The sequence below is a fragment of the Acidicapsa ligni genome, from assembly GCF_025685655.1.
Taxonomy (GTDB): Bacteria; Acidobacteriota; Terriglobia; order Terriglobales; family Acidobacteriaceae; genus Acidicapsa; species Acidicapsa ligni.
Window position 1 is genome coordinate 101,275 of record NZ_JAGSYG010000006.1, and the last position, 17,192, is coordinate 118,466.

The 17,192-nt window shown below is 56.0% G+C and carries 19 protein-coding genes; 8 read left to right on the forward strand and 11 right to left on the reverse strand.

The genetic code is table 11. The annotated features are described in order from the left end of the window. Window positions 1-8: 8 nt before the first annotated feature. Window positions 9-827, reverse strand: a complete 819-nt coding sequence (locus OHL19_RS18745) for a hypothetical protein (RefSeq protein WP_263359357.1) — start codon at window positions 825-827, stop codon at window positions 9-11. A 141-nt stretch (window positions 828-968) separates the two neighbouring features. Here OHL19_RS18745 and OHL19_RS18750 point away from each other — a divergent pair, with 141 nt between their 5' ends. The 3 genes from OHL19_RS18750 to OHL19_RS18760 are packed head-to-tail and all read left to right on the forward strand — an operon-like array spanning window position 969 to window position 3,489. Further along, the gene (locus tag OHL19_RS18750) at window positions 969-2,024 is read left to right on the forward strand and encodes a hypothetical protein (protein ID WP_263359358.1); all 1,056 of its coding nucleotides are present in this window, start codon (window positions 969-971) and stop codon (window positions 2,022-2,024) included. 42 nt (window positions 2,025-2,066) lie between these two features. After that, window positions 2,067-2,537 carry an NUDIX hydrolase gene (locus tag OHL19_RS18755; RefSeq protein WP_263359359.1) on the forward strand — a complete coding sequence of 157 codons (471 nt, stop codon included), beginning with the start codon at window positions 2,067-2,069 and terminating at the stop codon, window positions 2,535-2,537. After that, window positions 2,515-3,489: an alpha/beta fold hydrolase gene (locus OHL19_RS18760; protein ID WP_263359360.1), complete on the forward strand. Its 975-nt coding sequence runs from the start codon at window positions 2,515-2,517 to the stop codon at window positions 3,487-3,489. Before OHL19_RS18755 ends, OHL19_RS18760 begins: the two co-directional genes overlap by 23 nt. Before the next feature lie 16 nt (window positions 3,490-3,505). Here OHL19_RS18760 and OHL19_RS18765 read toward each other — a convergent pair whose 3' ends face one another. The 3 genes from OHL19_RS18765 to OHL19_RS18775 all read right to left on the reverse strand — a co-directional run bounded on the left by OHL19_RS18765 (window position 3,506) and on the right by OHL19_RS18775 (window position 5,834). Next, entirely contained in the window at window positions 3,506-4,105 is a 600-nt protein-coding gene (locus OHL19_RS18765; protein ID WP_263359361.1) for a UbiX family flavin prenyltransferase, read from the reverse strand. A gap of 50 nt (window positions 4,106-4,155) precedes the next feature. Then, window positions 4,156-5,466, reverse strand: coding sequence for an adenylosuccinate lyase (gene purB / locus OHL19_RS18770; RefSeq protein ID WP_263359362.1), 1,311 nt, complete (start codon window positions 5,464-5,466; stop codon window positions 4,156-4,158). A 98-nt stretch (window positions 5,467-5,564) separates the two neighbouring features. Then, on the reverse strand, window positions 5,565-5,834 hold the full coding sequence (locus OHL19_RS18775) for a glutaredoxin family protein (RefSeq protein WP_317890595.1): 270 nt from the start codon (window positions 5,832-5,834) through the stop codon (window positions 5,565-5,567). A 54-nt stretch (window positions 5,835-5,888) separates the two neighbouring features. Here OHL19_RS18775 and OHL19_RS18780 point away from each other — a divergent pair, with 54 nt between their 5' ends. After that, window positions 5,889-6,374 (forward strand): cupin domain-containing protein, encoded by a 486-nt coding sequence (locus OHL19_RS18780; RefSeq protein WP_263359363.1) that lies wholly within the window; start codon window positions 5,889-5,891, stop codon window positions 6,372-6,374. Here OHL19_RS18780 and tadA read toward each other — a convergent pair. The 5 genes from tadA to OHL19_RS18805 form a co-directional block, all read right to left on the reverse strand. Further along, window positions 6,361-6,870, reverse strand: coding sequence for a tRNA adenosine(34) deaminase TadA (gene tadA / locus OHL19_RS18785; protein ID WP_263359364.1), 510 nt, complete (start codon window positions 6,868-6,870; stop codon window positions 6,361-6,363). The genes OHL19_RS18780 and tadA overlap by 14 nt on opposite strands. Window positions 6,871-6,915: 45 nt before the next feature. Further along, window positions 6,916-8,013 (reverse strand): agmatine deiminase family protein, encoded by a 1,098-nt coding sequence (locus tag OHL19_RS18790; RefSeq protein WP_263359532.1) that lies wholly within the window; start codon window positions 8,011-8,013, stop codon window positions 6,916-6,918. A gap of 47 nt (window positions 8,014-8,060) precedes the next feature. Next, entirely contained in the window at window positions 8,061-9,008 is a 948-nt protein-coding gene (locus tag OHL19_RS18795) for a carbon-nitrogen hydrolase (protein ID WP_263359365.1), read from the reverse strand. Between the two features lie 166 nt (window positions 9,009-9,174). Further along, window positions 9,175-10,272: an acyltransferase family protein gene (locus tag OHL19_RS18800; RefSeq protein ID WP_263359366.1), complete on the reverse strand. Its 1,098-nt coding sequence runs from the start codon at window positions 10,270-10,272 to the stop codon at window positions 9,175-9,177. Between the two features lie 128 nt (window positions 10,273-10,400). Next, window positions 10,401-10,553: a hypothetical protein gene (locus OHL19_RS18805; protein WP_263359367.1), complete on the reverse strand. Its 153-nt coding sequence runs from the start codon at window positions 10,551-10,553 to the stop codon at window positions 10,401-10,403. 254 nt (window positions 10,554-10,807) lie between these two features. Between OHL19_RS18805 and OHL19_RS18810 the strand changes: the two genes are divergently transcribed. From OHL19_RS18810 to OHL19_RS18820, 3 genes are all read left to right on the forward strand, one after another. Continuing rightward, window positions 10,808-12,223: an NADP-dependent isocitrate dehydrogenase gene (locus OHL19_RS18810; RefSeq protein WP_263359368.1), complete on the forward strand. Its 1,416-nt coding sequence runs from the start codon at window positions 10,808-10,810 to the stop codon at window positions 12,221-12,223. 54 nt (window positions 12,224-12,277) lie between these two features. Further along, window positions 12,278-13,204, forward strand: coding sequence for a malate dehydrogenase (gene mdh, locus OHL19_RS18815; protein ID WP_263359369.1), 927 nt, complete (start codon window positions 12,278-12,280; stop codon window positions 13,202-13,204). Window positions 13,205-13,342: 138 nt separating this feature from the next. Then, window positions 13,343-14,197: a hypothetical protein gene (locus OHL19_RS18820; protein ID WP_263359370.1), complete on the forward strand. Its 855-nt coding sequence runs from the start codon at window positions 13,343-13,345 to the stop codon at window positions 14,195-14,197. An 88-nt stretch (window positions 14,198-14,285) separates the two neighbouring features. On the opposite strand, the gene OHL19_RS18825 is transcribed toward OHL19_RS18820, so the two are convergent. Both OHL19_RS18825 and OHL19_RS18830 read right to left on the reverse strand, forming a co-directional pair. After that, window positions 14,286-14,816, reverse strand: coding sequence for a peptidylprolyl isomerase (locus OHL19_RS18825; protein WP_263359371.1), 531 nt, complete (start codon window positions 14,814-14,816; stop codon window positions 14,286-14,288). Window positions 14,817-14,943: 127 nt separating this feature from the next. Then, window positions 14,944-15,690, reverse strand: coding sequence for a peptidylprolyl isomerase (locus OHL19_RS18830; protein ID WP_263359372.1), 747 nt, complete (start codon window positions 15,688-15,690; stop codon window positions 14,944-14,946). 191 nt (window positions 15,691-15,881) lie between these two features. On the opposite strand from OHL19_RS18830, the gene OHL19_RS18835 reads away from it, so the two are divergent. After that, a complete protein-coding gene (locus OHL19_RS18835; RefSeq protein ID WP_263359373.1) occupies window positions 15,882-17,114 on the forward strand; it encodes a vWA domain-containing protein in 1,233 nt (410 codons plus the stop codon). Window positions 17,115-17,192 lie beyond the last annotated feature (78 nt).

Sequence of the window (17,192 nt, forward strand, 5' to 3'; positions counted from 1 at the left end):
AGCCTCCGTTATTCGTTGGGAGGGGTCGCAGGGGGCGTCGCAGGCTGGCCCGGCTGACCGTTATTCTGCAACTGCTGTTGCAGTTGCTGCTGCCGCTGCTGCATCTCTTCCATGACCTGTTGAGGAGTACGGCCCGAGCCAGGCTGTTGCGGGGGTGTTGTAAAAGGTCGCCGATTTGGCGGCTGATCCCCGGGCTGCTCCGGCGGCTCCGGATCCTCAGGCGCTTCTTCATCGTTGCCTTGCTGCGGAGCCTGTGCCTGCGACGGATTGCCCGCCGGAAGGTTTCCCTTCGCAGTCAGAACAAGCTCGCGAGGCTCTCCCTGGCCTTTATCGCCGATCATGATTACGTTGTAACCGGAGCCATCCAGCAGCTTTTCAAGCACATCCCGGGCTGGCGCCGGTCCATAATTACCAAAAACGCGCTGATCCTTGGACATGCCATCCATCTGAACGCCCGTGGCCGTAGAGATGTCGCGAAGAATCTGCAGCAGGCTGGAGTTTGTAGCCGTCACACTGAGCACACGGCCATCCCAGCCCACGGCAGCAGGTTGAGGCTGATTATTCGCTGGCCAGTTCGGCGGCGGTGGCGGAGGTGGAGGCTGAAAAGCTACCACTGGAGGCGCGGGATCGGGCTTTTTCTTGTGTTTCTTACTGACATGCTTCACAGTCGCAGGAGCCTGCACCGTCGGAGCTTTGCCGGATGCAGCTGTATTCGGCGCTGGAGTGCCCTGGGCAAGCAGGCTTGCAGCGCAAAAAAACACGCTCGCGGCCGCAATCGCCATTCCGCATTGCCGAAAACCCGATGCTGAACTGAAACCGAACGCCATCTACCGCTTCTCTCCGGACTGAGTCCAATCAAGGCAGCATCTCGCCGCAACTTGCCGGGCAGACGCAGCCGTACCACTCACTGTACTAGACTAACAATGTTTCGCGAACGCTCATCGAGAGCAGCGCGGGGAGTAGCAGCGTTGGCACCAGAATCGCCGCAAGGCTTGTTTCAAAATGGAATTCGGACACGATTTAGCAGCGTTCGCGCCGCAGCAACAGCCAGCATTGGACTATTCACGCTGGCCCTACTGTTTGCGCCTTTACAGGCCGCAGCCCTGAGCTGCACCACTCAGGCCGAGTTGTCCCCCGCAGACCGCGACGCCCTGCTGGCAGCGGCCAATCCTCTGGCAGCCGCAGTCGCAAGCCAGAATATGGACCTGCTGCAGTCTTCCCTGCTGCCCAGTGTCACCGGCGATTGGGAAAGCCTGCGCGGTGTGGCAGAGTCGGCAAAATCGCTCCTGCAAGGTGGGCAACTGCAATGGCGCAACGGCTATCTGCTGGACGCGACAGACATGAAAGCCCCGGCCGACGCGCAGTTTTTTTGCACCAATACGGACAATTCCATGACCGTAACGGTGAACCTGCACGCCTTGCCGCCGGGGAAATACGCGTTGGTGCTCGGCGACTTCACCGGCAATCCGCTGACCGGCCAACTGGGCATGATCCTTGGATTTGACACCAAGTGGAAGCTCGGCGGATTGTTTGTTCGCGAAGGCGCCCTCGGTGGCCATGACGGCGTCTGGTACTGGAGCCATGCCCGCGAAGAAATGAAAGCCAAGCACACCTGGGCTGCGTGGTTCGACTACGACGTGGCGCGCTGGCTGCTGCTGCCTGTGGATTTTCTCTCTTCGCCAAACCTCGACAAGCTGAACACAGAGCAGTTGCAGATGACGGCTCCCTCTGACAGCCTGCCTCTCACCGTTGCATCCACAGCAGCGTCGGACGCGGGCAAAAGCTGGAAGATAACCGGGCTTCGCCTCGACACCACACTCCACCAGCCAGACCTCGGCCTCACCTATGAGAGCACCGGCCTCACCGATCCAACGGCGTCGCGCGCTGAAGCGCTTGGAGTTATGAGCGGCCTGCTGCACACGTACCCGGAGTTGCGCGCAAACTTCCAGGGGCTATGGGCCTATGCGGAAAAAGACGGCAAGCGCACGTACGCCATCGAAATTCCAATGCATGACATTCCTTAGCTCGCAGCGAACTTCAAGACACGCCGCGACAGGAGCAGCCGCTTGACGCAAAGAGAATATCCAGCCACCCCGCTGGTAGGCGTAGGCGGCGTTGTTTTCGACTTCGAAGGCCGTGTCCTGCTGATCCGTCGCGGCACCGAGCCTCGCAAAGGATTGTGGTCCATTCCCGGCGGGCTGGTCGAACTGGGGGAATCTCTCACCGACGCCCTCAAGCGCGAGATTGCAGAAGAATCCGGCCTCATCGTGGAACCTGTCGCCATCATCGAAGTTGTCGACCGTATCTATACCGACGAATCAGCCCAGGGCGGGCGCGTTCGCTTCCATTACGTCATCGTGGACTATCTCTGCCGCATCGTTGGCGGAGAAGCCAAAGCCGGTGATGACGCGGCTGAAATAAGCTGGGCAGATAGAGCAGAATGGAATAGAACCAACCTTTATGGCTTGGAATCCATCACAGTCAAAGTAATAGAAAATGGCTGGAAGATGGCGTATGCGAGTGGCGAATCGGCGTAGAGGAAGTCTGTTCTGGGGATTAGTGGCTGCGACCATACTGCTGGTCCTCGTCTCCGCAACGACACTTTACCTTCAGCCGCTGTGGGTCTTTAACAAAATCCAGAGAATTCGATTGAAGGTTGAAGGCGTCACCGATCACGAAGTTCTGATCGGTGGCCATCGCATTCATTACTACGTTCGCGGGCCTGTCTGGGGACCACCCGTTGTGCTCGTTCATGGATTGGGCGGCCGCGCGGAGGACTGGGGCAACCTGCTGCCCTATCTGATTCGTGCCGGATACCGCGTTTACACACCCGATCTGCTGGGATTCGGTCAGTCCGAGGAGCCTCCTAACGCCAGCTACTCCATCGCGGAACAGGCCCGGGTCGTCGTCCGATTCATTGACGCCATGGGGCTCAAGCAGACCGACCTCGTAGGCTGGTCGATGGGTGGGTGGATCGCGCAAAAAGTCGCGGTCGATCATCCGGAAAGAGTCCGCCGGTTGGTGTTGATGGACAGTGCCGGATTGTCGATGCCGCCATCCTGGGACACCAGGCTCTTCACGCCAAATTCGAGAGAAGACCTCGAACAACTCGACGCGCTTCTGATGCCCCATCCGCCGCGCATACCGGAGTTCCTGGTCGCGGACATACTGCGTGTTTCGCATAAACACCGCTGGGTTATCGAACGCGCGATGGCTTCCATGCTGACCGCAAAAGATGTCATGGATGCACAGTTGCCGTCACTCCAGATGCCGGTGTTGATTCTTTGGGGAGATCAGGACCAGATCACGCCGCTCAGCGAAGGCCGCGCTATCCACGCGCTGATTTCACACTCACGGCTGTCGGTAGCAAGAGATTGCGGGCATCTCGCGCCGGAAGAGTGCGCCGATCGCTTCGGTCCGGAGATGGCCGCATTTCTGCAGGCTACTACAGAGTTATCGCCGGGCGAGAGTGTTATGAGCGGCCAATAACAGCGATAACAATTCCTTACTCGCCGGACTTCCAGATATAAGCATCCTTCTGCGGAAGTCCGATGTGAGCAAGCACCCGATAGACAAACTGGCGCGCCATTTCTGTTGAATCAATCGGCTTGTTATAGAAGGCAGGAATCACCGGAAAGATCACCGCTCCTGCATCCGAAGCTAACTGCATGTTGCGCAGATGGATTCGACTGAACGGCGTCTCGCGCACGCATAGAATCAGGGGCCGGCGCTCTTTGAGAGTGACGTCGGCGGCACGGGCAATGAGTGTTTCAGCCATGCCATTGGCAATGCTCGCCAGTGTTCCCATGCTGCATGGCAGCACAATCATGCCGTTGGATGGATAACTTCCACTGGCGATGGGCGCGCCGATATCCTGCTCGGAAAGTTGAACCGTCTTACTCGATGCGCAGCCCAGAAGTTTCTCAACTAAGTTATTACGCCCACTTAGTCCAAGCTCCTCTGCCATCACGCGCAGAGAGTTCTCTGAAGCAACAAAATGCACGCGTCCCACGCGCTCATCCGCCTCCAGCGCGACTAACAGTTCGCGGCCAAATACAGATCCCGACGCACCAGTTATCGCCACGATTAAATTGACGGTTTCCACTGCTTAGACTCCCATCGTAGATGCTGGACAGATATGCTCGAACCCGAACATTACTCGCCCAGCACGCGTGTGAAGATCGCATCGACATTGCCTAACTGGCGGGTCATATCAAATGTTTCGGCTAACTGATCAGCCGCCAGTAAAGAAGCAATCTCCGGGTCGCGAGCTACTTCGTCGCGAAAGACAAGATCTTCCTTCCACGAGCGCATCGCGTGGCTCTGAACAAGCCTGTACGCATCCTCGCGCATCATGCCGGCCTCAGACAGATCGAGCAGTAATTGCCCGCTGAAGATAAGCCCGCCAGTGCTCTCAAGATTGCGCTGCATCCGCGCCGGATAGACCAGCAGCTTGTCGATCAGATTGGTCGTCTTCGCCAGCAAATAGTGCGTCAGAATCGTCGAATCAGGAAAGATCACGCGCTCGACAGAAGAGTGAGAAATATCCCGCTCATGCCACAGGGCAATATTCTCGAATGCCGCCTGCGCATTGCTGCGCAGCACGCGGGCGAGACCGCTGATCTGCTCCGAAGTGATGGGGTTTTTCTTGTGCGGCATCGCAGAAGAACCCTTCTGCTTCTCGCTGAAATACTCCTGCGCCTCACGCACCTCGGTGCGCTGCAGATGGCGAACTTCGACAGCAATCTTATCCAGCGTGGAACCAATCAGCGCCAGGACCGAGATATACGCCGCGTGACGATCCCGCTGAATCACCTGCGTAGCCACAGGAGCAGGCTTCAGTCCGAGACGTGCGCAGATGCGCTCTTCATGCTCCGGCTTCAAATGTCCAAACGTGCCCACCGCGCCTGATAGCTTGCCGACGCGCATATCTTCGGCTGCCGCATCGAAGCGAACAAGATTGCGCTCCATCTCGGCAAACCAGTTCAGAATTTTCAATCCAAAGGTCGTCGGCTCAGCATGGATGCCGTGTGTACGGCCAATCGTCGGCGTGTGCTTGAACTCGATTGCCCGCTTTTTCAGCACGGCAATAAACTCAACCAGCGCGGTGCGAATCAGGCTCGACGCCTCTTTTATCTGGAGCGCCTGGGCGGTGTCCACAATGTCGTTCGAGGTAAGTCCATAGTGCAGCCAGCGCGATTCAGCATCCAGCCCCTGCGCCTTGAGCGATTCGGAAACGGCGGTCGTGAAGGCGATGACATCATGCTTCACCTCGGCCTCAATGGCCTGAATGCGCCCCACATCGAAGCTCGCCTTGGCTGCAATCGCTTCAGCGGCCGCAGGGGGAATCACCCCGTCTTCAGCCAGGATGGTGCTGGCAGCCGACTCCACCTGGAGCCAGCAGCTATATTTATTTTCTTCGGTCCAGATGCGGCCCATCGCGGGCAGGGTATAGCGATCGATCAAGGGGAATGCCTCCTGCTGCCGAAGGTTCGCGAAATAGCGCGGCAACCCTCTATTGTAGCGGCTTTATCACCACAGGAGACGAGGCAATGGGCGACAGACTACAGCCTCGTTTTGATTCCAAACTTTTCGTCGAGCTCGTCATACAGAATGCCCCGGCCCGGTTTGTAAGGCTGGAACCACTCCCCGTCGAGAACAAGCTGCGGAATGGCTCGTTTACCGACGCGACGCAGCACTTCGTCAGAAGCTCCAGGCACAGTTTCGATATCAATTTCGGTGAAGGCAATGCCATGCGAATCGAGATAGCGCTTGGTCTCGCGGCAGTCGCGGCACCAGGGAGCGGAATACATCAGAACATCCATGTGAGCCATTTTAGCCTCAGTACAGCCTTTTGGGCAGCCATTTAAGAGCATTAGGATGGGTACATGACGGCAAACGAAATCAAGATGATTTTAGGGCTGGAAGCGCACCCTGTCGAGGGCGGCTACTTCCGCCGGACTTACGTATCAAAGCTCAATGTCGAATTAGAACGAGGCACCCGGGCTGCCGGAACAGCCATTTACTACCTGCTTGAACCGGACACATTCTCCGAAATGCACGTACTCTCGTCCGATGAACTCTTCCACTTCTACCTCGGCGACCCGGTAGAAATGCTCCAGCTCTGGCCCGATGGGCACACGGAATTGGTCATCCTCGGCCAGGACCTCGCCGCCGGACAGCATGTGCAGTTACTCGTACCCGCCGGAGTCTGGCAAGGCATGCGCCTCATCGGTGACGGCAAAGCAGCGTTGCTCGGCTGCTCAGTAACTCCAGGCTTCGACTTCGCGGACTACATCGGCGGCACCTGTGCCGAGCTGGCCGCCAAATGGCCGGAACAATCCGAGATGATTACCGAACTTACTCGTTGCTGATTTCGCTGCCGATCTCGCTCTTAATTTCGGTATTCATCTCACCACCGCCCTTGCGCCGCTCTCGAAAAAAAGCCCGCAGCAACTCCGCAGACTCAGCCGCCAGCAGGCCGGAATCCAACTGCATCTGGTGGTTCAATCGAGGATGGTTTATCACCGAAAGCACCGATCCGGCAGCTCCCGCCTTGGGATCGGCAGTCGCGTAGACAACACGATCCAGCCGCGCATGTACCAGGGCTCCCGCGCACATGGAACACGGCTCAAGCGTCACAAACATGGTGCAGCCGTTGAGTCGATGGTTTCCCAGCGTCTGCCCTGCCGCGCGCAGAGCGACAACCTCAGCGTGGCCGGTGGGGTCGTTGTCGCGCAGCACGCGATTTTGCGCACGCACCAGCACCGCATTCTTATGCACAATAATCGCGCCGACAGGCACTTCGCCAGCCTGTCCGGCAGCAATGGCTTCGTCGAGCGCGAGTTGAAGATAGTCCAGGTCAGTCATTCGGAGGGAGCGAGTGTCTCTACTATGAGTTTAGAGCATCGCTCATCATGCCGAAACGGCAGCAGGCTGCTGCTGTGTCATACAGTGCAGCGCGCCCAGCCCCCAGATAAAATCTACGCAGTGAATACCGACGACCTCGCGGTCAGGAAAAAGCTCGGCCAGGATGTTGAGCGCGACGCGATCCTTGGGGTCGTGAAACGTGGGCACAAGCACGATGCCGTTCGCAATATAGAAATTTGCGTAGCTTGCAGGCAGACGCTGTCCGCGAAAGACAACCGGACGCGGCATCGGTAGCTCCACCAGCGTAAACTGCTTGCCGCCGGGCGTACGCGCAGCCTTGAGACGGGCAAGATTTTCAGCAAGAGGAGCATAGTTGTCGTCGGAGACATCCGGTTCAACAGCGGTGACAATCGTCTCCGGCGCCACAAAACGCGTGATGTCGTCCACGTGTCCATGCGTGTCATCACCAGCCGCACCGCGATTCAACCAAAGCACCTGGTCGATTCCGAGATAGTCATGGAAAGCCGCATCCAACTGCTCGCGGCTGACTCCCGGATTGCGCTGCTGGATGGGGCTCAGCAGGCACTCTTCTGTCGTAATGAGCGTTCCCTTGCCGTTGACATCTATACTGCCGCCTTCCAGCACCAGCCGATGCGCCTTGCCATTGGGCAGCGCGACCGATGGCTGCCATTGCGGCAATCGAAGCAGTTTCGCTGCGCGAGCAGGAATCTGATCGTCCAGCTTCCAATCGTCGTACTTGGCCCAGGCATTGAATTTCCAGTTGGTGATAGCCGTCTGGCCTGCGTCGTTCTTCACAAAAATCGGACCCGAATCACGTAGCCACACGCGATCCGTCGGCCAGAGATGGAAGACGATGCGATCCAGATTCGCCCCATTGCGGCGCAGAATGCTCGTCGCTCGCTGCTGCTGCGCTTCCGTATCGACGAGTACATTGACCGTTTCATGCGCCGCAAGCAGGCGGATGATCTCTGCATAAATCCACGGAATCGCCGCAAATTTACCCGGCCAGTCGCTGGCATTATGCGGCCATGCCAGCCAGGTGCCGTCGTGCTGCTCCCATTCGGCAGGCATGCGAAAGCCAAGTTCGCGCGGAAGCTTTTTACCAGTATCTACGGTATTCATCGCGACTTTATCTGCCGTGATACCCGGTGTGATCTTCTTCGCCACGGCTACTTCAGCTCCGGCAGAGAGGATCCTGCGTCAAGAAAACGCTGATTGATCTTTCCATAGGCATCGATGCGGCGATCCCGCAGGAACGGCCAGTTGCGGCGCGTATCTTCGAGCAGCCCCGGATCGATCTCGCCGATCAGAATCTCTTCGCTGTCATGGGATGCTTTGGCGATGATGCGGCCAAACGGATCGGCCAGAAAAGATCCGCCCCAGAATTCGATCCCCTGCCCATCGGCACGATTACCGCGGATATCCCCTTGTTCGTGTCCCACACGATTGATGCCGGCCACGTACACTCCATTGGCGATGGCATGCGAGCGCTGAATCGTCTGCCACGCGTCATACTGCGCCGTGCCAAACTCTTCTTTCTCCGCCGGATGCCAGCCGATTGCCGTCGGGTAAAACAGCGCTTCCGCGCCCTGCAGCGCCGTAAGACGCGCTCCCTCGGGATACCATTGATCCCAGCAAACCAGCGTACCGATATTGCCAAAAGCCGTGTCCACAGCCTGAAAACCACGATCGCCCGGGGTGAAGTAATACTTCTCGTAATACAAGGGATCGTCTGGAATGTGCATCTTGCGATAGACGCTGGCGACAGATCCGTCGGTATGAAAAGTTACAGCAGTATTGTGATACAGCCCCGCAGCGCGACGCTCAAAAAGCGAAGCAATCACCACAGTCCGCGTCTCACGAGCAACCTCTGCGATACGCGCCGTCGTCGGCCCGGGAATTGGCTCAGCCAGATCGAACAACTGCGTATCTTCACGCTGGCAAAAGTATTGCGCCTGAAAAAGCTCCGGCAGGCAGATCACGTTCGCACCCCGTTGCGCGGCCTCGCGAACGAACTTCAATGCCGACTCCAGATTGGCTTCCGGATCCGGCGTCATACGCATTTGAATGAGTCCGACTTTATACTTACGCGAGTTCGGCTTGACTGGATGAGACATCTTCTGTATTTCTCCTGACGCTGCAAGGCTGGAACGCGACTGCTCGTATGTTCCGACCTCTGAGTTTATCTCATTATTGGATTAATGAACTCGAGTTTGGATGCATACAACGAAGGCTTAACCCAGCATTTATAAACCGGCTTGCCGTAGGAGAAATTGCCCTGGCTCAGTGCGCGGGCTGCGACTGCGAGAACCACAGACGGATGCGGTTACGCAAAGGGATTTCTATAAATCGGTAGCTGACAAATGCCGCAACCAATGCGCATAAAACCCGGACAGCCAATGGGATGAAGTAGAGGCGCTCACACAGGATAAAGAGTTCCTGCCATAGATAGAGGCTATACGAGAGCAAACCCAATTGCACGAGTGGCCAGGAATCGAGAGCCTTCCGCACAACGCCGCCTGAACCGGAAATCAGCCAGAAAATGAAGAGCATCACGGAAGCGCATTCCAACGAGGGCGTAATCACCACGTTTGCCCCGCGAATCCTGGCCTCCAGCAGAGGGCAGAGACCAAAGGCAACCAGTGCGCTAAGCCACGGAAGTGCAGCCCGGTATTTCAACCTTGAGATACGATCGACAGCGCCGCGCTGCCATGCAAACGCCCCAACCACGCCCCACAAAATGGTGTCCGCGCCGGTATGGAACATGCCCATAATCTGGCCGCGCGTAGATGGAATCAGGAAGTACGAAGCCAGCCGGACAAGGGGTAAAAGGCATACACAAGCAACTGCGAAACGCGCGGCCCAGCGTTTTCCGAGAAGAATCAGGCACGCCGGCCAGAGCAGATAGAACTGCTCCTCTAGAGAAATAGTCCATAAATGGCCCATAACCTGCCCGGAAGCAGTTGTCCCTGCATTCCAAAGCGACCCATAATTCCAGGTGAAAGTAGCCCCTGTAACTAAGTCCTGCCAGCGGATATCGAGAACATGAAAGAACGCCAGAACAGCGATTGTAATGATGTACGTATAAAAAGCAGGAAAAATGCGGGCGATACGTCGCTCATAAAATCCAGAGAGCGAAATTTTCCCGGTTTTCTCCATTTCTTTCAGCAACAATGTCGTAATTAAAAATCCGCTGATAACAAAGAAGACGCGCACACCGAGGCGCCCATTTGCAATCAAATCAACAGGAATAGCCGCCCTGGTTTGAAACCATGGGATGAAGAGTTTGCAGTGACCAAGAACTACAGTCGCAATGGAAAAGGCACGTAATCCGTCAAGGTACGGGATACGACGAGGGATATTCCATACTGTCTCGGCCATTATTCAGAATGCTACCAGATGCAGGAAATGCAAAGCAAAGAGCCTGCAAAGCGAACCACCTTACCCTTCAGTAGCCGACGAGTTTGCATAAAGCATCAAAGTTCAGAACGTTGTCTCAGCCCTCGCTCCTAGCCGTTGCCTTCGCCCTCGCAGTTGCAGTTGCCCTTGCCGTTGCCCTTGCAGTTGCAGTTGCCCTTGCTCTTGCCCTTGCAGTTGCCGTTCTGTCTGTCATTCCCGAAGGGAATCTGCTTCTTCTTTTGTCCTTGCCCTTGCCGTTCCATCTGTCATTCCCAAAGAGAATCCACTTCTCCCCCTCCAAACAAAAGAACAACCCCCACACCCAATTCATGTAACAAATCTGAAACCTACCCACGATTTTCGTTCAATAATTCCCGCCCGGCGAACAAGTCTCTCTCACCCGAATTGCCACCTACAAATTCAGGGTGTTAGCCTCTAGTTTCGGCTCGTGGATCGTGTATTGTCGCAACAAAGAGCCGAACCCTAATCTGAATCGTCGAAAGGAAACGGGAAATCAATGCAGAGCAGCTATAACGGATTGGCATTACCGGCGGATGGCTCGCCGATTGAATACAAAAATGGGCAATTTACAGTCCCCGACAACCCCATTATCCCGTTTATCGAAGGCGACGGAACCGGCCGCGACATCTGGAAGGCTTCGCAGCGAGTATTTGATGCGGCAGTCGAAAAGGCCTATGGCGGCAAGCGCTCCATCAAATGGTTTGAAATTTACGCCGGCGAAAAAGCATATCGCCAGTTCCAGACGTGGCTCCCGGATGACAGCGTCAATGCTGCCCGCGATCTGCGCGTTTCTATCAAAGGACCGCTGACAACCCCGGTTGGCGGCGGTATTCGCTCCCTCAACGTTGCGCTTCGCCAGATCCTGGATCTTTATTCGTGCGTTCGGCCGGTCAAGTATTACTCAGGTGTGCCTTCGCCCGTAAAGCACCCCGAGAAGCTCGACATCCTGCTCTATCGCGAAAACACCGAGGACGTTTACTCGGGCATCGAGTTCAAGCAGGGCTCCGCAGACGCTGCCACGCTGATCGACTTCCTGAACAAGGATCTGCTCCAGAAAAAGGAAAATGGCGGCGGCAAAAAGCAGGTTCGCGCCGACTCCGGCGTAGGCATCAAGCCAATCTCGATCTTCGGAACCAAGCGCCTGGTACGCGCTGCAATCAATGGCGCGCTGGCCGCGGGCCGCAAGACGGTCACACTCGTACACAAGGGCAATATTCAGAAGTTCACTGAAGGCGCATTCCGCGAATGGGGCTATGAAGTTGCCGTTGAGGAGTTCCGCGATCAGACCGTAACCGAGCGCGAAAGCTGGATTCTCGGCAATGTCGAAGCAAACCCGTCGATCACCATTGAAGAGAATGCTGCCCTGATCGAGCCCGGCCTCGAGTTCGGCACAGAAGCCTTCCGCAACGACCTCTACAGCGAAGTCAAGGGCGTCCTCGACTCCATCGGCGCAACCCACGGCGGCGGCAAGTGGAAGTCGAAGATTCTCGTCAACGACCGCATAGCTGACTCCATCTTCCAGCAGATCATTATTCGCCCCGAGGACTATAGCGTTCTCGCAACTTCAAACCTCAACGGCGACTATATTTCTGACGCTGCCGCTGCACAGGTCGGCGGCCTGGGCATCGCTCCCGGAGCGAACATCGGTGACGGCTATGCAGTCTTCGAAGCAACCCACGGGACTGCTCCCAAGTATGCGGACAAGGACATGATCAATCCCGGATCGGTGATTCTTTCCGGCGTGATGCTGCTTGAGTTCCTGGGCTGGAAAGAAGCTGCTGCCCTGATCGAAAGCTCACTCGAAAAGACCATCGTTCAAAAGACGGTCACCTATGACTTTGCCCGCCAGCTCGAAGGCTCCACCAAGGTCGGCACCAGTGCATTTGCAAGCGCAATGATAGCCAATATGTAACCTGGTCCACTGTAACTGGATGTAACTTGCGCGTGAAGCGCACAGAGGAGAATTATGCGGAAGAAAGTTAGTATTGTCGGCGCCGGAAATGTAGGCGCCACTGCAGCACATTGGATCGCGGCCAAGGAGCTCGCCGATGTTGTGCTGATCGATATCGCCGAAGGCATACCCCAGGGCAAGGCTCTGGATTTGCTGGAAGCAATGCCGATCGAGAAGCGCGATGTACAGGTGATTGGCGCGAATGACTACGCCGCGACCGCTAACTCGGACATCGTGGTCATCACTGCAGGCATCCCACGCAAGCCGGGTATGAGCCGCGACGACCTGCTGCACACCAACTACAAAATCATGTCGGATGTTGTTTCGAAAGTGGTTGCCCAATCGCCTGAATCCATCCTGATTATCGTCTCCAATCCTCTGGACGCGATGGCTCAGGCTGCATTCAAGCAGTCCGGCTTCAACCGTGAGCGAGTTATTGGCATGGCCGGGATCCTCGACTCTGCGCGCTTCCGCACATTCATCGCGCAAGAGCTCAATGTCAGCGTAGAAAACGTAACGGCCTTTGTTCTCGGCGGTCACGGAGATACGATGGTTCCGCTGCCGCGCTACTCAACTGTTGCCGGCATTCCGATCACAGAATTGATTCCGAAGGATCGTCTCGATGCCATCGTGCAACGTACCCGCGACGGCGGTGCTGAAATCGTAAAGCATCTCAAGACGGGCAGTGCTTACTATGCTCCGTCAGCGGCTGCTGTTGAGATGGTTGAAGCTATCCTCAAAGACAAAAAGAAGATCGTGCCGTGCGCAGTACACCTGCAAGGTGAGTACGGCATCGACGGCTACTTCGTCGGCGTTCCCTGCAAGCTGGGCGCTGCCGGTCTGGAGCAGATCATCGAAATCAAGCTCACTGCCGAAGAAGACGCGGCGTTGAAGAAGAGCGTTGATGCGGTGAAGGAACTATGCGGCGTGATCGGCGTCTAGCTCTTTCCTCTCGTGGTTCAAGGCCGCTCTAACCAGAGCGGCCTTTCTATTGCAAACTACGAATCCTCTCGAACTTAACTTGAGATATTTCTACATACCAGTTCGTCCACCTAACTCTCACCCTCTTGACAGGTGCACATGAAGATAACCCTAACTTCCCTTCTCCTTGCGTTCGTTGCGATCAACTCCCATGCGCAAACAAATGCTTCCGGCATAAACGGATTTTTTCATAACTGGGCCGCACGCACGACTGCAACCCAGGCCAAACAACCGGGATGGATCGTGCCCCTGGTCACAACGACCACCGGACTTATTCAAATCGCTCGCTTCGATGCGACTCGCCAGATTGCTCCCACCGGTACGGATACATGGAACTTCGGCAACAGCAAAGGCTTCAACCTTGTTCCCTGGGCCAACACAGAACTGGTAGTCAATCTTCCCTCTTACATTGAGCACAACACCCAGGCCAAAGACGGAGCAGCCGACTTATCGTTCACCGGCAAATATCGCTTCTTAACCGGCAACGAACAGCACGGCAATTACACCTTTACCGGATTTGTTGTAGCGACTATTCCGACCGGCAGTTACTCCAACGGATCGCACGACGCCACGCTGCAACCTAACCTCGGTGGAGGCAAAGGATACGGTCGATTTGACGTCCAGACCACGCTTGGAGCCACATTGCCTCTTGGCAATACAACGTACAAGACCGCTGGACGCCCCATACTCTGGAACACCGTGGCTCAATATCACGTCGGCAAATATTTCTGGCCGGAGTTAGAAAGCAATGCCACATATTACAAAGGCGGCACAAGCGATGGAAAGGTACAGGAGTTCCTGACTCCCGGCGTAGTGATCGGCAAAATCAAGCTACAACCGCATGACCCCAAATCGCGGCTTAGTGTTGTAACAGGTGCTGGAATTCAGATTGCCACGAGCCATTTTCACCCGTATAACCACGAGCTTTGTGTAACTGGGCGATTCGTATTCTAGGTAGGAACGGTAACTGATTTTTAGATATCTATATATTCGGCAGGTTGGTCACTCTCTTGAAGAGAGTGACCAACCTGCTCTGGAATAACTAGGCAATACGCTCGATAACAACCGACTCAAGTACGACCGGCTTGATCGGCTTGTCCTGCGAGCTACGCGGAACAGCGGTGATCTTCTCTGCGATCTCCTGGCCTTCAACAACTTCGCCAAAGATGGTGTGGTTGCCCGTCAGCCACAGCGTCGGCGCAGTCGTGATGAAGAACTGGCTGCCGTTGGTGCCTGGTCCGGCATTGGCCATAGCCAGCTTGCCCGGCTTGTCAAACTTGTGTGGCGAACCCTTGGTCTCGTCCTGAAAGCGATAGCCAGGTCCACCCATGCCAGTGCCGGCCGGATCGCCGCCCTGCACCATGAACTGCGGAATCACGCGATGAAAAATTGTTCCGTCATAGAGCTTGTCGGTGGACTTCTTCCCGGTGACCGGGTGAGTCCATTCACGCTTGCCTTCAGCGAGCTCGACAAAGTTAGACACCGTGATCGGAGCTATCTCAGGAAAAAGGCGAACAGTAATCTTGCCCTCTGTTGTGTTGAAGATCGCATAAGTTCCAACTGTCAATGCCATGAAAACTCCTCTTTGGTGCTTGCGGACATCTAAGTCCGGTTAAAGTGCAGGATACCCTGATCTATCTCCGGTATCTGGCTCTGGTATCTTGCTCTGCTATCTGCGCCTAGCTAGTTACCTTGTTGAACTACTGCTTGGGCGCTGCTGTTGCGCCTGTTGCCGCTCTCGGTTCAGCTTCTGCTGTCTTAGGTGCAGGTGGAAGCGGCTGGCCTTCGCGGACAATCGTGACCTTGCGCAGAACAACGGGTGTGAGCGGCTTATCGTCTGCATCGCGTTGAACACGCGCAATTGCCTTCACGACTTCTACGCCGTCTGCATCGCATTGTCCAAAAAGCGTGTAGTGCTGGTTGAGCGAATCGTACGGTGCCTCAGTGATGAAGAACTGGCTGCCGTCGGTATTCGGCCCGCTATTGGCCATAGCAAGGCGGCCGGGGACATCGTAGTTGAGATTGGGATCGAATTCATCCTCGAAGGTAAAGCCTGGATCACCCATTCCAGAACCCGCCGGATCGCCGCCCTGGATCATAAATCCCGGAATAATACGGTGAAACACGGTGCCGTCATACAGCGGTTTGTGGCGCATCTTCTTCTTTGAAACGGGATCGATCCAGTCCTTGGTGCCTTCCGCCAGCCCGATAAAATTCGCGACCGTGTTGGGAGCCTGCTGCTGATAAAACTGGCAGGTAATCCGGCCCATCGAGGTGTCGAAAACTACCGACGGTCCATTGGGATGGATCAGTGCGGAGGCCTGTGGTGCGGGCCCATCGGGAAGCTCCTCTTCGGCAGGCTTCGCCTGCTCTGCCGGAGCTGGCGCTGTGGTCTGCTGGGCAAACGCAACTGAGGCGGTGAAGCCCATTGCGATAGCCAACGTCATGCGAATGCGGAATCCAGCGTTCATACTGGTTGTAAGGGTAAACCAGCATGGTTGCTCCGGGCTAGTCGAGCCGCTCGCAGCGAAGATTATTTCGTGATCTGCTCGATTGATCAGCCGATCTACCCGATAATCGAATACTGTTCTTTTCGTGAACGATATATCTGGAAATTAAATTTGGATTTAGGTGGCCGATGATCACGATCCGTAGAGTAATCGCTCCTGGGTGCCTTGGCGCATCCCTGCTTTGTGTTCCGCTGCTTTGCACTCCTATGCTGCGCGCACAGGACGCGAACCCTGCGGTGCAACAGCCAACGGTGCTGAGTGCGCAATCCACCGTTGTCCTGGTGCCTGCGCTGGTGCGGGATCGGGCAGGCAGGCTCATCTTCACACTCAAGGCCAGCGACTTCACCATTACGGACGATGGAGTCGCGCAGAAAGTACGGCTCGATGAGGACTCCGACAATCAACCGCTGGCGTTGGTGGTAGTGATTGAGACGGGCGGCTCGGGCGGACGCAGGTTAGCCAGCTATCGCGACCTGGGACCAACGATTGAGGCCGTGGTCGGCGACGTGAAACATACCGCGGCTGTGGTTACTTTTGATAGCAACCCCAAAGTTGCACAGGAGTTCACCTCCGATATGAACGTGATTCAAGACACGGTGCAGGGGCTGCGGCCTGGCGATGATGGAGCCGCCATGCTGGATGGTCTGGGACTTGCCGTCGACATTTTAGCCGAACAGCCGCCCGTGTATCGGCGCGCAATTCTGCTGATCAGTGAGACGATCGATCGCGGCAGCCGTGTGCCTTTACAAGAGGCTGTGCGCAAGATCAGCGATACGAATACCGCCATTTACAGCGTGGCATTTTCAAGTACGCGTGCAGACCTTAAGCATGATGGGCCGCGTGTACTCAACAACGATACGCCCGGTCCCAAGGGCGGATGCATGAGCAAGGACAGTCCGCAGGATGGAGACACGGCAGAGCCTGGCGATACAGTTGCCGATAGTTCACAACCCGATAGCGCGGACGCTGACAATAAAACCAAGTCTGCACCGAAAGAATCGTCCAAAAAGAGAGCGGGCCAGGCGTATGACTGCCTGAGTCTGCTGGTGCCTCCGCTGGGATTTGCGAAGGTGGCCTTGATGGCGAGCATGTCTGCGATGAGGCAAAATACATCTGAGACGGTAGCGCGGTTGACGGGCGGCGAGTACTTTCAGTTCAAAGATCCACGCGGACTGGAGCAGGATTTGGTAACGATCTCGAACCATGTTCCGAACCGCTATGTATTGAGCTTTCAGCCATCTTCGCCGCACTCTGGATTACATGTGCTGCAGTTGAAATTGAAGGATTATCCAAACCTGGTTGTGACGGCAAGAAGTCATTATTGGGCCGATGGAGAAGAGGCTGCGCAGCCACATCCTTGATCCTGATCCTTACATCTGTTCTATCTGTTAACTCCACATTTGCGGCGTGGATAAGGCGCGATACGCACCTCATCTATA